Here is an 18,766-nt window from a genome sequence, read left to right on the forward strand (position 1 = left end):
CGGTGGTCTAAAGGCATCCGAAATTGGGACCCCGTGGGGGCCGTTTTCCTTAATCCTGAGCCTGCGCCGGAAATCATACTCGCCGCAGCTTAAAACTCAGCAGAGGCGACAACTACCTTGACACCCGCCGGAAGGTCCCCCTGCCGCCAGCTCCCGTCTTTTTCGTCGAGCTTCACCAGGAAGGGGAGGTCGGTGTATTTGCGCGCGTAATCCTGGAAGAAGGGGACCTCGCGGTCGGCGTAGAACTCCTTCAAGAGGACGTGGTTGAGCGCCATCCAGAAGGCGCCGTCGTGCCCCTGCTCCACCGGGAGCCAGGCATCGGCGAACTTGCTGGCCATCGAGTAGTCGGGCGACATGACCACCACCTTGGTGCCGCGGTAGCGGGCCTCGGCGAGGTAGTGGGCGTCGGGGGTGCGGGTCATCGGGACGTTGGAGCCGCAGAGGACCACGTAGGAGGCGTTGTACCAGTCGGCCGACTCGTTCACGTCGGTCTGCTCGCCCCAGACCTGCGGGGAGGCGGGGGGAAGATCGCAGTACCAGTCGTAGAAGCTCATGGCGACCCCGCCGAAGAGCTGGAGGAAGCGGGTCCCCGCCGCGTAGCTGATCATGGACATGGCGGGAATCGGGGAGAAGCCGATCACCCGGTCCGGGCCGTGCTTCTTCGCGGTGTAGATGCTGGAGGCGGCGATGATCTCGACCACCGTGTCCCAGTCGCCGCGCCGCATCCCCCCCATCCCCCGCTTGGAGGTGTAGGAGGCGCGGGTCTCGGGGTTTTCCACGATGCTGGCCCACGCATCGACCGGATCGTCGAAGCGCTTTTTCGCCTCGGTCCAGCGGTCGAGGAGCGCTCCCCGCAGGTACGGGTACTTGACCCGCATCGGGCTGTAGAGGTACCAGGAGAAGCTGATGCCGCGGGCGCAGCCGCGCGGCTCGTGGTTGGGGACCGAGCCGTCGAACTGCGGGTAGTCGTTGGCCTGCAGCTCCCAGCCGACGATGCCGTCCTTTACGTGCACCATCCAGCTGCAGCCGCCGGTGCAGTTGACGCCGTGGGTGCTCCTGACCACCTTGTCGTACTGCCAGCGGTTTCGGTAAAACTCCTCCCAGTTGCGGGATTCGGGACGCAGATCGTCTTTGATCCTGTTGGACGGCATTAGCTGATTCTCCTCTTGAAGATGATGGCGGCGACGATCAGGAGGGCGAAGAAGCCGAGCCCGGCCACCGGGTACGGATCCCGGGTGGGGGCTTTCTTCGCGGCCGCGTCCTTGAAGAGCGCGGTGAGGGCGGCGATCTCGTCGTCGGTCAACGGGCGGTCCGCGTAGATCTTCTTCATGACCGGGAAGCTAAGCCCCTTGAGGACGCCGTGCACCCCGCTCTCTCCCATCTTCTCGTAGCTGTTGGTGAGGTCGGCGGCCAGCACCCCGCCGTTGATCCCGGGGTAGCCCAGGCGGTGGCAGGAGACGCAGGGGGCTCCCCCCTTGGCGAAAGGCTGCTTGCCGGTGAAGAGCTGCACGCCGGTGGCCAGCAACTCCTTGGTCACCACCACCTCCTTGGGTGCCTCGGCCCCCTTGGCGTCACCCGCCGCGGGTGCAGCTGCCGCGGAAGCGCCCGCCGCCGGTGCGCCTTGACCGGAGCCCGCTCCCAGGAAGGAGACGATCTTCTGGGCGTCGTCGCGGGAGACCCCGAGGTTGGGCATCTCCATGCCGAACTTTTTCACGAGCTCGGCCTGGGTGGCGTCTTTCTCCGCGGTCAGCTTCTCCGGCTCGGTGATGATCCGCACGAGCCACGCCGCCGGCCTCCTGGCCCCCACCCCCTTCAGGTCGGGCCCGCCGCCGTCTCCGCCGCCGATGCTGTGGCAGCCCGCGCACTGCTTCTCGAAGAGTTCCTTGCCCCCCTCGGCCCGAGCGGTACCGGCGACCGCCAAAAGTGCCAGCACCACGAGCCCATTGCCTAGTTTTGCGAACCAACGTGCCATAGGAAATCTCCCTTACGTCCCTCTCTATATTTGTGGCTTCCGGGCTCCCAACGCTCCCGGGAAGCCGCTAGTCGCACCCGTCCCTGTTCGGACCCCTGCCGGTTTCCTTCGCAAACACCGCGCAAGCTTAGAACAGGATTCTATTGGTTCTCTTGATCCAGGTCAAAAAAGTGAAATCAGTGAAAATGATCGGAAATCGCTCTGTTAGCCAGCGATAACGTCTCCCGGGGACAATCTTTGGCGGCGGCCATTCCACGGTGGAAGGGTGGGCAATGGCCCCGCGGCCGCCGGTTGTGGCGGCCGGCGGGAGCGGTCGCCCTGCCGGCGGCTCCCGTCCGCCTGCAAAACAGTTGGTTAAAATACTCTAAAGCTTTCCTCCCCCCGGCCGATATCGACCACATGGCTCCGTTGCGGCCGCTCCGTACACCGGTGCCGATGGCCGCACCAGATGACCGGCATACCTTTTCGTGCTGTGGACCCTACCCCCCAAGGAGGAGCGCCGTGAAGCTCTCGACCAAGATCATGCTGGTCAACGCAATCATTGTCGCCGTGGCCATCACCGTCACCACCGCCATCGCCATCTCCACGTTAAGGAGCACCCTTCTCGAGCGGGCCGGCATCTCCCAGGCCACCCGCATGAAGACGCTCAAGGATCTCTTGGCGAGGAAGGGGAGCGATTTCAAGGCGGTGGACGGGAAACTCATGGCGGGGAACTATGTCGTCAACAACAACTTCGAGATCCCGGACAAGATGCAGGAGATCTGCGGGGGGACTGCCACCATTTTCCTGGGCGATACCCGCATTTCCACCAACGTCATGAAAGACGGCGTGAGGGCGGTGGGTACCAAGCTGCAGGGGCCCGCCTACGACGCCATCTTCAAGGAAAACAAGGGGTACGAGGGAGAAACGGCGATCCTGGGGACGCCGTACTTCACCCGGTACGAGCCGATCAAGAATGGGCAGGGTGAGACCATCGGGGCTCTCTACGTCGGGGTGAAGAAGGGCGAGTTCTTTGCCGAGTATGTAAAGCTCAAATGGATCCTGAGCACCCTCTCGCTGGTGCTCATTGCCCTCTCCGCGATGGTCGTCGGGGTGGCGGTGAAAATGTCGCTCAAGAGGCTCGGGACGGTGATCGGGGTACTTGACGAGGCGGCGGCCGGGAACCTTTCGGCCCGGGTCTCCGGTGGCGGCCAAGACGAGATCGGGCACCTCGGGAACGTGGTGAACAAGATGCTGGCCGACATGAACGAGGCGCTTTTGAAGGTGGTGGATTCATCGAACATGGTGGCCACGGCCGCCGCCCAGCTTAACGGCATGGCGGAACAGATGGCCATCCAGGCGGAGGAGGTCGCATCCCAGACCGGCTCCATGGCAGCCGCCAGCGAGGAGATGGCCGCCACCTCCACGGAGATCGCCCGTAACTGCTCGATGGCCGCCGACGGCTCCAGTATCTCCAGCGATTCGGCCAAAACGGGAGCCGGGGTGGTATCCGAGACGGTCCAGCTGATGAGCAGCATTGCGGCCAAGGTGAAGGATTCCGCACGGACGGTGGAGAGCCTGGGGGAGAAATCGGACCAGATCGGCGCCATCATCGGGACCATCGAGGACATCGCCGACCAGACCAACCTCCTGGCGCTGAACGCCGCCATCGAGGCCGCCCGGGCCGGGGAGATGGGGAGGGGGTTCGCGGTGGTTGCGGACGAGGTGCGCGCCCTCGCGGAGCGTACCACCAAGGCCACCCGCGAGATCGGGGTGATGATCAATGCCATCCAGCATGAAACCAAGGGGGCGGTGGCCGCCATGGAGGAGGGGGTCCTGGAGGTCGAGAAGGGGACCGAGGCGTCGATGAAATCAGGCCAGGCGCTCGACGACATCCTCCAGCACGTAAACGACGTGGCGGCCCAGATCAACCAGATCGCCACCGCCGCCGAAGAGCAGACCGCCACCACCACCGAGATCACCTCCAACATCCAGAAGGTGACCGAGGTGGTCCACGAGACGACCAGGGGCGCCCAGGAATCGGCGAGTGGCGCCTCGGAACTGGCCAGGCTGGCCGAGGAGCTGAAGGGGATGACCGCCGCCTTCCGGCTCGCCTCACCGTAATCATCGGTCAGCCGAGGCAGGCTCAGTCAAGGACGCGCCCAGACTGGGGATGGCTCTCTGTTCGGTCCCGCGTCCTTTGATTGTTTACCTGGTGAGCTTAGCGAGGGGCGGTGGCTTGACAGTACCTCCTCCCGTCATACACTAACAGTGCCTGCAAGACGGTTAAAGCTGTGTCAGTTCCACGATCCCTCACTCTGTCCTCCTGCTGTCTTTACATACCCGGGTCCCGATGGAACCCGTCCTCAGTTGTACATCCTGCGTGATCAGCGAAGCCCATCTCTGTTGCCAAAAGGGGGAACGCCATGAGATCGACTGGTAGGATGGCGCTGGTGGGCGCCCTGCTCTTTGCCTTGCTCCTCTCATCCGCCTCGCCAGGGGCCGCCGGCTCTTCGGAAGATTCCAGCCCTGGTGCCCAAACGCCTGCACGGATGCTGGTGGCCTCGACGGCCCCCGCCCCGGTCATTTCCGGCTCCCCACCGGCCACCATCGCGGCGGGAAACCTCTACAGCTTCCTCCCCTCGGCGACCGGCGCCGAGAGCTTCTCCATCACCAACCAGCCGTACTGGACCGACTTCGATCCCGCCACCGGTGCCCTGACCGGCACACCGACCAACATCGATGCCGATACCTATCCCGATATCGTGATCGGCGCCACCGGTACGGGGGGCACCGTCTCGCTACCCCCCTTCTCCATCACGGTGACTCCCGCGGCCACCATCTGGCAGCAGACCGGCCTGCCGTCCGATGCCCGCCCCAGCCAGGTGATCGTGGACCCGGCCGGGGGCGGTACCGTCTATGCCCTTGCCACCACGGGGCTTTTCAAGTCCATCAACGGGGGGAGCACCTGGCATCCCGTCTCGGCCGGCGGGGCGGCGATCACCTCGCTCGCCGCCGATCCCCTCCACCTTGGCACGCTGTTCGCCGGCACGGACAGCGGCCTCTTCAAGTCGGTCGACGGCGGCAGTTCCTGGCGCGCCCTCGGTGGCGTGTTCACCTCGCAGGCCACCGTGCTCGGGGTCGGTCCGGGCGACGGCTGGGTGTACGCCATGGCGGACGGCCTCCTGCGCAGGTCGACCGACGGCGGCGGCTCCTGGAGCGGCGGTACCGCATTCTACCCCTCGCATTTTGTCATCGATCCCACCGACAGCCGGGTCCTCTACGATGGGACCGGCGGGGTCTACAAATCGAACGATGGTGGCGCCAACTGGGTGGAGGCCGATACCGGAATCACCAAGCTGGCCCGCCCCCCCCCCCGGTCGTCTATGCGCTGGCCATCGATCCCAATAACCGCCAATCCCTCCTCGTCTCGGTGAAGGGGCTCGGGCTCTATCGAACTGCCGATGGCGGGGCCTCCTGGCAGGGGGGAGGGGGCGGGGGAGGGGACGATATCCTTTCCATCGCCTTCTCCCCGTCCGAGAGCGGGACGCAGTTCCTCGGCGAGGTCTACGGCGGCGTGACAAGGGTTGCCGGCGGGGTGGGGACTAACGTGACTAGCGGGCTGCCGGTAGACGGCAGCTCAAACGTCACGGTCTACTCGCTGGCGGTGGATCCCACCGACGGCAGGACGGTGTATGCGGTGGCGAGCCCCTACGGCGGGGGAGCCAAGGGGCTCTACAAGGCGCTGATCCTCACGATCGGCGGTACCCCGGCCGCCCAGGTGTACGCGGGGGGCCTGTACGGCTTCACCCCCACGGCCTCCGGCGCCACCGGATTCGCCATCGCCAACAAACCCTCCTGGGCGAGCTTCGATGCGGCCACCGGAACGCTGTCGGGAACTCCCACCCTGACCGACCTCGGCACTACCTCCGGTATCGTGATAACCGCACTCTACCGGCAGGGACAGGCATCGCTTCCCTCCTTCTCGGTGACGGTGGTGACTCCTCCTCCGCCACCGGTCTCCATCTCCGGAACCCCCTCCGGGAGCGTCACCGCGGGAGGCGTCTACCGTTTCGTCCCCACCTCGGCCAACGCCAGCGGCTTCACCATCGTGAACCGGCCGCCGTGGGCCTCCTTCGATCCCGCCGCCGGTGCCCTCACCGGGACACCGGTCACCGCCGATGCCGGTACCTACCCGGGCATCGTGATCAGCGCGACTAACGGCGTGGATACGGTGGCGCTCCCCGCGTTTTCGATCGTCGTGGTGCCGATCGCGCCGCCTACCCTGGCCGTTTCCACCCTTCCCGATCACAGCTTCACCGCCGACGCGACCCTCAACGTAACCGGCAACGTCTGGGGCGTGAACGGGATAACCCTCCTCACCATCAACGGGATAGCGATCTCCTTCGACAGGGACGGGAACTTCTCCCGCGCCGTTACCCTCACCGAAGGGGGCAACCAGCTCACCATCGTCGCGACCGATACCGCCACCAATACCACCACAGATCGCCGGGTCATCACCCTTGACCGCAGCGTCCCGGTGATCGACGTCTCCAACCCGCCCGACAACTCTGTGACGGCGCGGGGAACGATTACCGTCAGCGGAACCGTCAGCGAGCAGGCCACCGTCCAGGTGGCGGTCAACGACGGCGCCTTCGAAAACGCCCTGGTGGACGGTTCCGGCTTTTCGGCCAGCTGCCCGCTGGTGCCGGGAAACAACACCATCCTCGTCACCGCCACCGACCCGGCGGGAAACCGTGCCACCGCGAAACGGAGCGTCCTCCTCGATGTCAGCCGGCCTTCCCTGGCGATCACCGATCCCGACCGGGACATTACGGTGCGGGAGCCGGGCTTCCTGCTTAAGGGAACGGCGGGCGATCCGGACAGCGCGGTCACGGTGACGGTGAGCTTCGAGGGAGCCGAGTACTCCCCGGCGGTGACCGGCGGAGCCTTCGGACAGCAGCTCACCTTCACCTCGGAGAAGCAGTACCCGGTGATCGTAACGGCGACCGATCAGGCCGGCAATAACAGCACCACCGTCTCCCGCAATATCATCTACACGTCCCTCCCCCCCGGCGACCTGAACGGCGACGGTTACATCGACATTGCCGACGTCTGGATGACGCTGCAGTGGGTGGTGGGGAACGGGGCGCTGACCGAACCGGAGCGTCAGCGAGCGGACGTGGCCCCGCTGGACGGAAACGAGGCTCCCCGGGGGGATGGTGTCGTCGACATCGCGGATGTGATCATCATGCTGCGCCGGGTGGTTGGCGCGGTGACCTGGTGAGGGGGAGGAGGTCTCTATGCCGATGCGGAGAAAAGGGTGGGGCGTCTGGATAATACTGGCCCTCTTGGTTTCGCTGATAGCCGGGTGCGGGGATGACGGAGGTGGCGGTGCGCAGAACAGGACAGCCACCGTCAAACTGGGGAGTGCGGGAACCGTGCAGAGCAACCTGGCGGGGGTGTCGATGACGGTAGCCATCCCTCCCGGAGTGAGCGCCGCCACCGATGACACGGGCGCGGTCCTCGCCACCGTGGTGGTTCCCTCGGGAGTGACTGCCAACGAGGCGACCGTCCCGCCCCAGTTGGTCATCTACCAACCGGCGACCGCTACCGCCGCCGGGACCCTCACCTTCGTGCTGGTCGGTAACTCGTCGGCGGGGTTCGGCCCCGGCGAGTTCGCCCAGCTGACCCTGACGGTTTCCCCCGCATCCGATCCCGCCCCGGAGGAGTTCGCCGTGACCGGTTTCTCGCCGGTGGATATCGGGGGGAGGATGGTCTCCGGCCTGACCCCCACTGTTTCGGCGACCATCCGGTAACCGGGCGGGCTGAGGTCAAATGCTGCGGGCGGACAGGGAACGTGCGCGCCGCAAGCCGTCAGCGCGGAATGACTTCCCATCCTTCCGGGCACTGCGGAACGCTCGGATAGTAGCCCGGCGGGTTTTCGCAGTAGTAGAGGTACTCGGTCGGGCCATAGGAGGGGAACTCCTCGTCGTAGTCGTAATAGGGATAGTAGCCGGAGCCGGGGGCGATGATCACGTCGCCTCCGTAGCCCTCTCCACGCCACTGTTCCTCGTGGTGGTCACGCTCGTGCCGTTCGTGTTCCTCGCGCTCCCTGGACTCGCCACCTTCACGGTGCTCGCCGACCTCTCCCCTGCCGCGGACCTCGCCGCCGGGGGAGCCGCCCCTTCCACCGCCGCCGTGGAATTCAGCCCTGCCGCCATGCGCCTCTCCCCCGCCGCCGCGGGCCCCGCCACCCCTGGCGTCGGCAATCCTGGCGTCGGCAACCTGCTCGCTGCGCGGAGGCGCCGCGTAGATTGGAAAGGGGCATCCCAACAGCGCCACAGTCAAAAGCGTAGTGAAAACGTATCTTTTCTTCATTTCGATCACCCTCAGACATTCTAGGCCAACGGTAAAATCTCCACAAGACGGCCACGTTTCCTTCTCCTCGTCCAATTTCCTACAGGACGTCGGAAAAGTTTACAGACGCCTTGGCGGCAACCTTCACGAAGATGGAAAAGTTCAATTGAATTAGCATGATTTAAGCTTGGCATGGCGCTTGCTGATCCTGTCGCCACACCGGTCAATTTACCGTTTCCCGCATCACGGCAGGCGCAGCAAACCGGATTCGTAAGGTGCCTAAAAGAGCAGGCAGAAACTGAGAAGGAGGATTGGGGATTCAGCCACTGGGGTAAAACGAACGACTACTCGTAGAGAAACATCAACATGAAACCCGATTGGCGACCCTCTTCCGCTGAAGGTTCCTTCTCCTTCCCCATCGTGGGTAGGGAGCAGTTGAGCGGAAGATAGCGGCTGATCAGGACAGGAAATGTCTGGAGGGATGTGTCATGAAATGCAAATTGAGTGTGATTGCGGGACTTGGTCTGCTGGCTTCTCTTGTCTTGCCGATGGGCGCCTCGGCTACCCCGATCCTCGGCAGCGAGACGCTGACCATCGGTGTGGGGAACTCTGCCCTGGTCAATGCCGGTTATCTCGGCCCTTACGCGACGCTTCAGGTCGATCTGCTCACCCCGACCACCGCTACCGTGACCATGACCGGGCTCGACAGCTACATGCTGGGGGACGGCGGTTCGGTTGCCCTTAATACCGGAGGCGGATCGGCCACGGCGACCAATTTCAGCTGGACCGGCGGTAAGAATAGCGGTGGCGGTATCCTCACCGGGTACGCATCTCCGCAAAGTAGGGGCGGCGAAGAGAGCGGCTTCGGTAATTTCAACCTGAGGATCAGCGGCAATGCTGCTTACTCCTGTGCCGTGGACAGCCTCACCTTCACCTTGACCGATACGTCGAGCACGTTCTTCTGGAACAGCATCGACGACGTGCTGGTGGCCAACGCCGACGGTTACGAGGCCGGTGCCCACATCTTCACCAAGGACGGCATCGTCACCGGGTATGCCGGCAACGGCGGCAACGAGGATCCGCCCCCCGTCCCGGAGCCGGGAACCATGATGATGCTGGGGGCAGGATTCTTAAGCCTCGCCATCTACGGGAAACGGCGCCGCAACGCCTGACCGGATGATGGCCCCGGAGGTTGTAAAGGTTTCCGACTTGCTGTAAAGGAAGCCGACAGCGGATTCGCCATCGGTACCGGAGTAACCGGCGGTCTTGCCAAAAGGGCACGGGATGAAACCCGTGCCCTTTCTTTGGTCTGGCGAAGCCCCCCGGCGGTGGCGCCGCCACCGTCCAATTCAACGCTTCCCGCCGCTTCTGTCGCGTAGTTATCCATTCCTTTTTTACCCCATCCTCACCCTGTCCCTTGAAGGGGAAGGGACCTTGGGCGCACTCCCCTTCTTTTTGCCGAAGGTCCTCGACAATATACCCTCTCCCGGAGGGAGAGGGATAGTGAACGGTGGCTCTGAATTTGTGGAGGGGCGTGCTTGACGAACCGCCAGGGGTGGTGTATCAGTTTCTGATCGATACTGGATGCATCCGGGAAAGTTGCTGTATAATAAAAGCAATTTGTTGCCTTGAGTGATTGGCGAGACTCAGATCTGTCATGGCGGTTGAGATTGAAAAAGCCATGCCGGTTGCCAGGATCGAGTCTTTTTTAGCTATGAGAATATGCTGACCAGACCCTGAAGAAGGACCCGCTGCCTTTGTCTGCCCACCTGCGAGGGGACATGGGAACGATGCCAGCAAACATTCTCATCAATCTGAGCAGCCGCCTTCTCTGCGAAGGGTTGCAGGGAGTCATGGGGAATTCCGGCTGCTACGTGGCGCACGTCGGCTACGACGGCGGGACGGACCTCGCCGCCAGTTTCGACCTGGTGCTCGTCGATGTCGCCGCCCTGAAGGAGCCGCGGCCGGCCAGATGGAACCACACCAAGGTCCTCCTTATCGATACCGGGCTGGCCGAGGAGGAGATCGTGCGGCTCCTCTTCACCCACAAGCTCGACGGCGTGATCTCCACCGACACCGGCTCGGACCTCTTCCTCAAGGCGTTGCAGACCGTCCTCGAAGGGGAACTCTGGATCGATCACCTCAAACTCAAGGCCTACCTCCACAACTCCTTCCCCATGCAGACCCCGGCTCCCTTGGAGAGCTTCAGCAAAAAGGAGAAGGAGATCCTCCTACTGGTGGCGGAGGGGCTCAAGAACCGCGAGATCGCCTCCCGCCTCAACATGAGCGAGCATACCGTCAAGACCCACCTCGGCCGCATCTTCAAGACCGCCAACGTCTCCAGCCGCGCACAACTGGTCCCCCTCGCCCTCAAGCTGAAATCGGCCACTCCGCTTTTCCCCGCCGCCTGAAGCATTATCCAGCTCTCGCTCCCCGCCACCTGTCTCTCCACCACTTTGCTCCTTACCACCTCGCTCACCACAACTCACCCCCACCCGGCCTAGGCCGCTTTCTTCCCCGTATTACCCCGTAAGGCTCCCCTGGCGGTAATTCCGCCGCTGGTACCTCGGGTACCCCTTCGGCCCATCCTCGGGACCGTCCATTGAACTAGCCGGCCCGGCTGCAAATTAAATAACCTTTCAGCCGATTTCCGCGCAGTTCGCCGAGGCATATACTTCCTGCATCAACGCTCAAGAGGTGATCGACAGAGGCTTTGCGCAGGAATGTACCTGTTGAATGCCGGACCTTTACCCTACTGGCAGAGCGTTTTTTAAAGCGCCTGCAGCTGAGAACTCGAAATGTAATAGGCCGTGTCTTCTTCCGTACTCGTGGTGCCGGGTCAATCCGCGCAACTGACCGGGCTGTCACCGCTCACACCAGTGACAGCGACGGGAAGCGAACCATCCAGTAAAGGAGGGAGCCATGCCTAAGCTTCACGGGACTTTTACCTTCATCTCCCTTCTCCTCCTTTTGCTGATAGCCAGGGGGAGTTGGGCCGGCGTGCCGGCCAGGCACGAGGTGAGAATCAACGGGATAGTGGTCGGCCTGCAAGGGGAGGAGCCGGCGGTGCCGGCCCTGCCTCAGGCGCGGGAGGAGAAGGGGGCCCGCGCCTGGATCGTCAAGTTCTCCGGCCCCATCCATCCTGAGCAGAAGGCGGAGGTGGAAAGGCTCGGTTGCCGCCTTACCGACTACCTGCCGGAGTTCGCCTTCCGCGCCGTGATGGACGACGGCGCTCGGGAAGCCATCGCCCGGCTCCCCTACATCGAGGGGACCGCACGTTTTCAGCCGGCCTTCAAGCTGCACGAAAGGCTGCGCGGACGCCACCTGGCCCCCCCGGCCGGGGAGAAGGTCACCGTGCATCTCACGATCGACGATCCCGCCCAGCTGAAAAAGGTGCTCGCCACGGTGCAGCGCAAGGGTGGGGAGGTCCTCGACGTGGGGCCCAGCGGCCTGCGGGTGACGGTGGCGGCCGCCATGCTCGCCGAACTGGCCCAACTGGAGGAGGTTAGCTGGATCGACGAGCACGCGGAGATGGAGCTTCTCAACGACACGACGGCCTGGGTGATCCAGGGGAACGTCCCGGAACGGAAGGTGATCTGGGACCGGAACCTCCATGGCGAGGGGCAGATCATCGGGGTGGGTGACAGCGGCCTCGACTATGACATGCCCTGGTTTCGGGACCCGGCGGGAGCGCCGGTCGGCCCCACTCACCGTAAGCTGGTCGGCTACAGCAGCACCTACGGGGACGATTACGACGCCGACAACCCCGGGCACGGCACCCACGTCTGCGGGACGCTCGGCGGCGACCGTACCCCGGTCGACGGAGCCACCACCGCCAACGGGATGGCTCCCAAGGCCCGGATCTTTTTGCAGGATCTCACCGCGGGGGCCAGTTCCTACGTCTATCCCCCCAGCGACCTCGGCCTCCTGTTCTCCGCCGCCTACAACGCCGGTGCCCGCCTCCACACCAACAGCTGGGGGAGCGGCACCAATACCTACGGTCCCTTCGCGGCGAGTGCCGACCGCTTCCTCTGGGAACATCCTGATTTTGTCGCCCTCTTCGCCAACGGCAACTCCGGGCCGGCCAGCGGGACCGTCGGGGAGCCGGCCACGGCCAAGAACGTCGTCAGCGTCGGCGCCACCTACAACGGAAGCGGGGCCGACAACCTCGCAACCTTCAGCAGCAACGGCCCCACCGCCGACGGCCGCATCAAGCCGACGGTGACCGCCCCCGGCTACCAGATCGTCTCCGCCGACTCCGACGGCGTCAAGGGAAGCTACAACAGCGGTACCATCACCATGAGCGGCACCTCGATGGCCACCCCGGCGGTGGCGGGCGCCGCCGCCTTGATCCGCCAGTACTTCACCGACGGGTACTACCCGGACGGGTTCGCCTCTCCCTCCGCCGCCTTCATCCCCTCGGCGGCTCTTATCAGGGCGGTCCTCATCAACAGCGCCCGCGAGATGACCGGGACCTCCACCGACGGGACCATCCCCTCGACCGGACAGGGGTGGGGGAGGATCACCCTGGACGACGCCCTCTTCTTCGCGGGAGAAGGGAAGAGCCTGCAGGTGGCCGACGAGACGGCGGGGCTCGATACCGGCGGCAGCTGGATCAAGGATATCCCGGTGGCCGACGGGAGCCACCCCTTCAAGGTGACCCTGGCCTGGTCCGACTATCCCGGCGCGACCGGCGCCTCCAAGGCCCTGGTCAACGACCTCGACCTGACGGTTACCGGACCCGACGGGAGCGTCTATCCCGGTAACGCCTTCATCGACGGGGCGTCGGTGGCCGGGGGGACGCCGGACCGCCTCAACGTCGAGGAGCAGGTGCTGATCAAGGCGCCGGCGGCGGGTGTCTACCGGGTCGCCGTCACCGCCTACAACGTTCCCATGGGGCCCCAGCCCTTCGCCCTGGCGGTCACCGGGGTGATCGGGCCGACCCCGAGAGGGGGCATCGTCCTCGACCGCAAATTCTACGCGTCCGGGGGCGAGGTCAACATCAGGGTGGTGGACCGTGACCTGGACACCGATCCCGCCCGTGCGGAGCAGGTAACGGTACTGCTCTTAAGCGGCAGCGAGCCGGCCGGAGAGCGGGTCCTCCTGACCGAGAGCGGGCCCGCCAGCGCGATCTTCACCGGCCGGCTCCCCCTCGCCCCGGGAACGGCGGTCCCTAACGACGGCCGCCTCCAGGTATCCGGTGGCGACACCATCACGGCCGTCTACCACGACGGCAACGACGGGACCGGGAACCCGGCGACGGCAACCGCCACCGCCACGGTCGACGACGTGCCGCCGGTACTCTCCGCCGCCGCCGTCACCGCCGTCACCGACACCGGCGGGGTGGTCGGCTGGAACAGCGACGAGCCCGCCAACTCGGTGGTCGACTACGGCGATACCCAGACCCTGGGAGCCAACGTGACCGACCGGACGCTGGTGTTGCAGCACCGGGTGGTCCTCTCGTCCCTGAAAGAGGCGACCGCCTACTACCTCGCGGTGTCGAGCAGCGACGAAGCGGGGAACGTCACCTCCATCCCCCTCACCCTCACCACCCGCAGCCTCCCGCCCGAACTGACGGCGACCTCCTCGGAAGGGAACAACACCACCCTCCCCGCCACGCTCATCTCCGGTGTGGCCACCGACCCGTCCGGGGTGAGCCAGGTGACGGTCAACGGAACCGTGGTTGCACCGCGGGCCGGTGACGGTTACTTCAGCCTTACCGTCAACCTCGCCATCGGGGACAACCCGGTCCTGGTGACCGCGACCGACACCCTGGGCAACATGGCGAGCGTCAGCCTGGACATCACCCGTCTTCCGCCGGTAGACCTCGCGATGCAGTCGGTCGCGGGCCCCTCACAGGCCACCCAGAACGCCGCCATCACCGTCACCGACACCGTCTGCAACGCGGGCCCCGGCTCCGCCACCGGATTCCTGGTCGCCTTCTACCTCTCGACCGACGTGGCGGTCTCCAGTGACGACGTCTTCCTCGGAAGCAGGAGCGTGGCGACGCTGGCCGCCGGTGGCTGCAGCAGCGGATCGACGCCGGTGACCGTCCCCGCCCTGACCCGCGGGGGGAGCTATTACCTCTTGGCCTATGCGGATTACACCAACCGGCAGACCGATAACAACCGGGGGAACAACACGGCGGCCGGAAACACGATCACCCTGACCGCCCCCCAGTTGGGCGCTCCGACCTCACTTACCGTGCCGGGGACCAACAGCACCGGGAGCATCAAGGCGGCCTGGGCCGCCGGGAGCGTGGGGGGCGTGACCTACCAGCTCGAGTACAGTAAAGACGGCGCTCCCTACACGGTAGCGGCCACCGTCAGCGGCACGGTGGCGACGGTGAACGTCACCGCCAACGGAAGCTATACCTTCCGGGTCAAGGCGAAGGCGAGCGGGTACACCGACAGCCCGTATTCGGCGACCGCCACCTGTCTGGTCGCCCTCACCTGCGACGCCCCCACCGGCCTCACCGTGCCGGTGACCAGCAGCACCGGGACCATCAAGGCGGCCTGGGCGGCCGGGAGCGTGAGCGGGACGACCTACCGGCTCGAATACAGCAAGGATGGCGGCCCCTACACGGCGGCCTACATCGGAACCGCCACCGTCGCCATGGTCACCGTGCCGGCCGGCGGGAGCTACACCTTCCGGGTCAAGGCGATGAAGAGCGGGTACGCCGACAGCCCGTACTCGGCGACCGCCACCTGCCTGGTCACCCTCACCTGCGGTCCCCCCACCTCGCTCACCGTGCCGGCCACCAACAGCACCGGGAGCATCAAGGCCGCCTGGGCCGCCGGTAGCGTGAGCGGGACGACCTACCAGCTCGAGTACAGCAGAAACGGCGGAGCCTACACGGTAGCCGCCACCGTCACCACCACGGTGGTGATGGTCACCGTTACCGCCAACGGTACCTACACCTTCCGGGTGAAGGCGATGAAGAGCGGGTACGCCGACAGCCCGTACTCGGCAACCAGCAGCTGCACGGTCACCCTCGCCTGCGGGATGCCGGCCCCGATCGTGGTCCCGGCCACCAGCAGCACCGGGAGTGTCAAGGTCGCCTGGGGTACGAGCAACGTGAGCGGAGTGACCTACCAGCTGCAGTACAGCAAGGATGGCGGCCCCTACACGGCGGCCTACAGCGGGACCGCCACCGTCGCCATCGTCACCGTTCCCGCCAGCGGGACCTACGTCTTCCGGGTCAAGGCGGTGAAGAGCGGGTACGCCGACAGCCCATGGAACGTTTCCTCCGCCGTGGTGGTAACCAAACCATGAAAGAAGCCCCCGGCGCAAGCCGGGGGCGTTTTCATTTTGATTCCCGATGATCTTCCGATGCGGCCCGCTTCACCTAGCGCAGCGCAGTCTCTCCCTCTCCCACCGGGAGAGGGCAGGGGTGAGTGAAGGTCCACATTGAATCAGGGGCGCCCCGCCATGACATAGGAGACTTTCGTGTCTGGGACTATGACAGATCCGGAGGACCCGTTTGCCAAGGAGCCCATTTACGGTATAGTGGTTGAATTAGCCTGCGTTCAGCCAAGCCCCCTTCCGAATGTGATGCATGAGTGGTGAAACAGTGCAGGAGTCTCCTTATGTCGAGATTCACCAAACTGCCGATTCGCATTCAGCTCCTCGTCATCGCCATCCTGCTGACGCTTCCCGCGTTGGGGATCATCGTCTATTCCGGCCTCAGGGCACGCCACGAAAGCTACCGCAACGCCGAGATCGAAACCCAGAAGCTCGCCGACAACATAGCGGCCAGACAGGAGAGCCTCATCACCGAAGCCCAGCTTCTGGGGAGCCTTTTGGCCGACCTCCCCGAGGTGAACAGGCGGAACAAGGAGAAGGTCGAGCCCCTCATCGTCCGCATCCACAAGAAGAACCCGCAGTACACGAGCATCCTGATCTCCGACGAGACCGGGCGGATCTGGGCCTCCTCCATCCCCGGCATGGATGACGTCTCCATAGCAGATCGCCGCTATTTCAAGAGCGCCCGGGCCACCATGCGCTTCTCTTCCGGCGAGTACGCCCTCCACCGGGTCCTCAACACCCCCACCATCTCGTTCGCCTACCCCCTCACGCGCCAGGGAAACGGCTTCAGCGGCACGGTCATCCTGAGCTACGACCTCGACATCATGCGCTCCATCCTGCGGCGCTCCCGGCTTCCCCGCGACACCAACTACGTGCTGGTCGATCACCGGGGGCTGACGCTCAGCCGAGGGGTCGAAACGGTGCGGCCGCTGGGGACTCCGGTTTCGCCGCCGGCCTGGAAGGCGCTGTCGCAGGGGGGCGGCCGGGGGACTGGCGTGCTGCTACGCAACGACGGGCAGCTGCGGATCAGCAGCTGGCGGACCCTGCGGCTGGCGGGCGAACCGACCCCCTACCTCTACGTGATAGCGGGGATGTCGCTCAAGGCGGCGGTGGAAAACGAGAACCGCAAGCTCGCGTACAGCATCGCCATGCTGCTCCCCTTCGCCGGCTGCGCCTTTTTGCTGGCGGTCATCATCGGGAATCGCTCGATCACCGAGCCGGTGGCGAGGCTGCGGGTGGCATCCCAGCAGCTCGTGGGGGGAAACCTCGGCACCCGGGTGGGGCCGCTGCTCGACGGCGGGGAGTTCGGCGAGCTCGGCCGGGTCTTCGACGAGATGACGAGCCGGCTGCAGGTCACCCTCCAGCGGCTCCAGCTGGCCACCAGCTCCGGGCACCTCGGGGTCTGGGACTGGAACATCCGGGAAGAGACCATGGTCTGGGACGACCGGATGCTGGAACTTTACGGCATACCCCGCGAGGAGTTCACCGGATCGGTGTACACCTGGATCATCGGGCTGCACCCCGACGACAAGGAACGGGCGATGGCCGACTGTGCCGCCGCCCTGGAGGGGGAGGGGGACTTCGACTCCGAGTTCCGGGTGGTCGCCCCGGACGGCACGGTGAGGCACCTCAAGGCCGACGGGATCGTGATCCGGGACGGAGACGGGTCAGCGGTCAGGATGATCGGCATCAACCGGGACATCACCGACCAGAAACGGATGGAAGAGGCGCTCAAGCATCGCCTGGTGGCGCTCACCAGCCCGCCGGGGAGCACCTCCGACATCAAGTTCGAGGACCTCTTCGACCTCGACGAGATCCAGCGGATCCAGGACGCCTTCGCCGAGGCGATGGGGGTGGCCTCACTGATCACCGATGTCGAGGGGGCCCCGATCACCCGCCCGAGCAACTTCTGCCACCTCTGCGAGCACGTCATCCGGGGCACCACGAAGGGGCTCGCCAACTGTTACCGCTCCGCCGCGGCGATCGGGAAGACGCACCACGGCCCGGCCATCCAGCACTGCCTGAGCGGCGGGTTGTGGGACGGCGGGGCGAGCATCCGGGTCGGGGAGCGCCAGATCGCCATCTGGCTGGTCGGGCAGGTACTCGACGACTCCTGCGACCCGGAGTCCATGATGGCCTACGCGAGGGAGATCGGGGCGGACGAGGATGAGTACCGCGAGGCGCTCTCCAGGGTGAACCGGATGTCGCTTGAGCAGTTCCAGAAGGTGAGCGACGCCCTCTTCCTGATCGCCAGCCAGCTCTCCCGCCAGGCCCTGCAGAACGTGCAGCAGGCCAAGCACATCACCGAGAGAAAGCAGGCCGAGGAGGAGCGGCTTTGCCTCGAGCGCCAGCTCATGCACGCCCAGAAGATGGAGAGCCTCGGGGTGCTGGCGGGGGGGATCGCCCACGACTTCAACAACATCCTGACCGCCATCGTGGGGAACACCGAGCTCGCCCTCATGCGGCTTAAGCCCGACTCGCCGCTGCGCGAGTTCCTCGAGCGGGTGAGCCAGTCGGCGATGCGGGCGGCCGACCTCGCCAAGCAGATGCTCGCCTACTCGGGGAAGGGGATGTTCGTGGTCGAACCGATCGATCTCAACAAGGTGGTCGAGGAGCAGGAGCGGGTGTTCCTTTCCTCGCTCCCCGCCAAGGTGGAGCTCCGGCTGGAGCTCGCCCGGCCGCTTCCCCTCATGAAGGGGGACGCCGCCCAGATCCGGCAGTTGATCATGAACCTGGTGGTCAACGGTTCCGAGGCCATCGGCGATGCGACGGGGTCCATCGTCATCCGGACCTCGTCCAGGTGGTGCGAGCGGGAGGAGCTGAAAGGGGCCTGGGTGAGCGAAGAGATGGCGGCGGGGAGCTACGTCGTGCTGGAGGTGGCGGACACCGGCTGCGGGATGGACGAGGAGACCCGGGCCAAGATCTTCGAACCCTTCTTCACGACCAAGTTCACCGGGCGGGGGCTCGGGATGTCCGCGGTGCAGGGGATCGTCCGCGGGCACGAGGGGGTGGTGCAGATCGAGAGCGAGCCGGGGAGGGGAAGTGTTTTCCGGGTGCTCTTCCCGGCCACGGCGTAGCGGTGACCGCTACCGAGGGGGAGAGGCACCTGGCGGAGCCGGTCCCCGTTAGCGCGACCGAGGGGGAGAG

General features: G+C 65.2%; 11 protein-coding genes. 8 read left to right on the forward strand and 3 right to left on the reverse strand.

Annotated elements, in window-relative coordinates; genetic code table 11:
* Positions 1-89: 89 nt before the first annotated feature.
* The gene (locus ACYVL5_RS11335; protein ID WP_460595685.1) at positions 90-1,151 is read right to left on the reverse strand and encodes a nitrate reductase subunit alpha; all 1,062 of its coding nucleotides are present in this window, start codon (positions 1,149-1,151) and stop codon (positions 90-92) included.
* The gene (locus ACYVL5_RS11340; RefSeq protein ID WP_460595686.1) at positions 1,151-1,972 is read right to left on the reverse strand and encodes a c-type cytochrome; all 822 of its coding nucleotides are present in this window, start codon (positions 1,970-1,972) and stop codon (positions 1,151-1,153) included. Before ACYVL5_RS11340 ends, ACYVL5_RS11335 begins: the two co-directional genes overlap by 1 nt.
* Before the next feature lie 501 nt (positions 1,973-2,473).
* On the opposite strand from ACYVL5_RS11340, the gene ACYVL5_RS11345 reads away from it, so the two are divergent.
* From ACYVL5_RS11345 to ACYVL5_RS11360, 4 genes are all read left to right on the forward strand, one after another.
* Positions 2,474-4,075, forward strand: coding sequence for a methyl-accepting chemotaxis protein (locus ACYVL5_RS11345; RefSeq protein WP_460595687.1), 1,602 nt, complete (start codon positions 2,474-2,476; stop codon positions 4,073-4,075).
* A 302-nt stretch (positions 4,076-4,377) separates the two neighbouring features.
* On the forward strand, positions 4,378-5,388 hold the full coding sequence (locus ACYVL5_RS11350; RefSeq protein WP_460595688.1) for a WD40/YVTN/BNR-like repeat-containing protein: 1,011 nt from the start codon (positions 4,378-4,380) through the stop codon (positions 5,386-5,388).
* Positions 5,385-7,238, forward strand: coding sequence for a putative Ig domain-containing protein (locus ACYVL5_RS11355; protein ID WP_460595689.1), 1,854 nt, complete (start codon positions 5,385-5,387; stop codon positions 7,236-7,238). Before ACYVL5_RS11350 ends, ACYVL5_RS11355 begins: the two co-directional genes overlap by 4 nt.
* 16 nt (positions 7,239-7,254) lie before the next feature.
* The gene (locus ACYVL5_RS11360) at positions 7,255-7,770 is read left to right on the forward strand and encodes a hypothetical protein (protein WP_460595690.1); all 516 of its coding nucleotides are present in this window, start codon (positions 7,255-7,257) and stop codon (positions 7,768-7,770) included.
* A 58-nt stretch (positions 7,771-7,828) separates the two neighbouring features.
* On the opposite strand, the gene ACYVL5_RS11365 is transcribed toward ACYVL5_RS11360, so the two are convergent.
* Entirely contained in the window at positions 7,829-8,332 is a 504-nt protein-coding gene (locus tag ACYVL5_RS11365) for a hypothetical protein (RefSeq protein WP_460595691.1), read from the reverse strand.
* Between the two features lie 467 nt (positions 8,333-8,799).
* Here ACYVL5_RS11365 and ACYVL5_RS11370 point away from each other — a divergent pair, with 467 nt between their 5' ends.
* From ACYVL5_RS11370 to ACYVL5_RS11385, 4 genes are all read left to right on the forward strand, one after another.
* Positions 8,800-9,483, forward strand: a complete 684-nt coding sequence (locus ACYVL5_RS11370; protein WP_460595692.1) for a PEP-CTERM sorting domain-containing protein — start codon at positions 8,800-8,802, stop codon at positions 9,481-9,483.
* A gap of 618 nt (positions 9,484-10,101) precedes the next feature.
* Positions 10,102-10,722 carry a helix-turn-helix transcriptional regulator gene (locus ACYVL5_RS11375; protein ID WP_460595693.1) on the forward strand — a complete coding sequence of 207 codons (621 nt, stop codon included), beginning with the start codon at positions 10,102-10,104 and terminating at the stop codon, positions 10,720-10,722.
* Positions 10,723-11,233: 511 nt separating this feature from the next.
* Positions 11,234-15,586 carry a S8 family serine peptidase gene (locus ACYVL5_RS11380; RefSeq protein ID WP_460595694.1) on the forward strand — a complete coding sequence of 1,451 codons (4,353 nt, stop codon included), beginning with the start codon at positions 11,234-11,236 and terminating at the stop codon, positions 15,584-15,586.
* A gap of 314 nt (positions 15,587-15,900) precedes the next feature.
* The gene (locus tag ACYVL5_RS11385) at positions 15,901-18,696 is read left to right on the forward strand and encodes a PocR ligand-binding domain-containing protein (RefSeq protein WP_460595695.1); all 2,796 of its coding nucleotides are present in this window, start codon (positions 15,901-15,903) and stop codon (positions 18,694-18,696) included.
* The last annotated feature ends 70 nt before the right edge of the window (positions 18,697-18,766 follow it).

Source organism: Geomonas sp. Red276, from assembly GCF_054784495.1.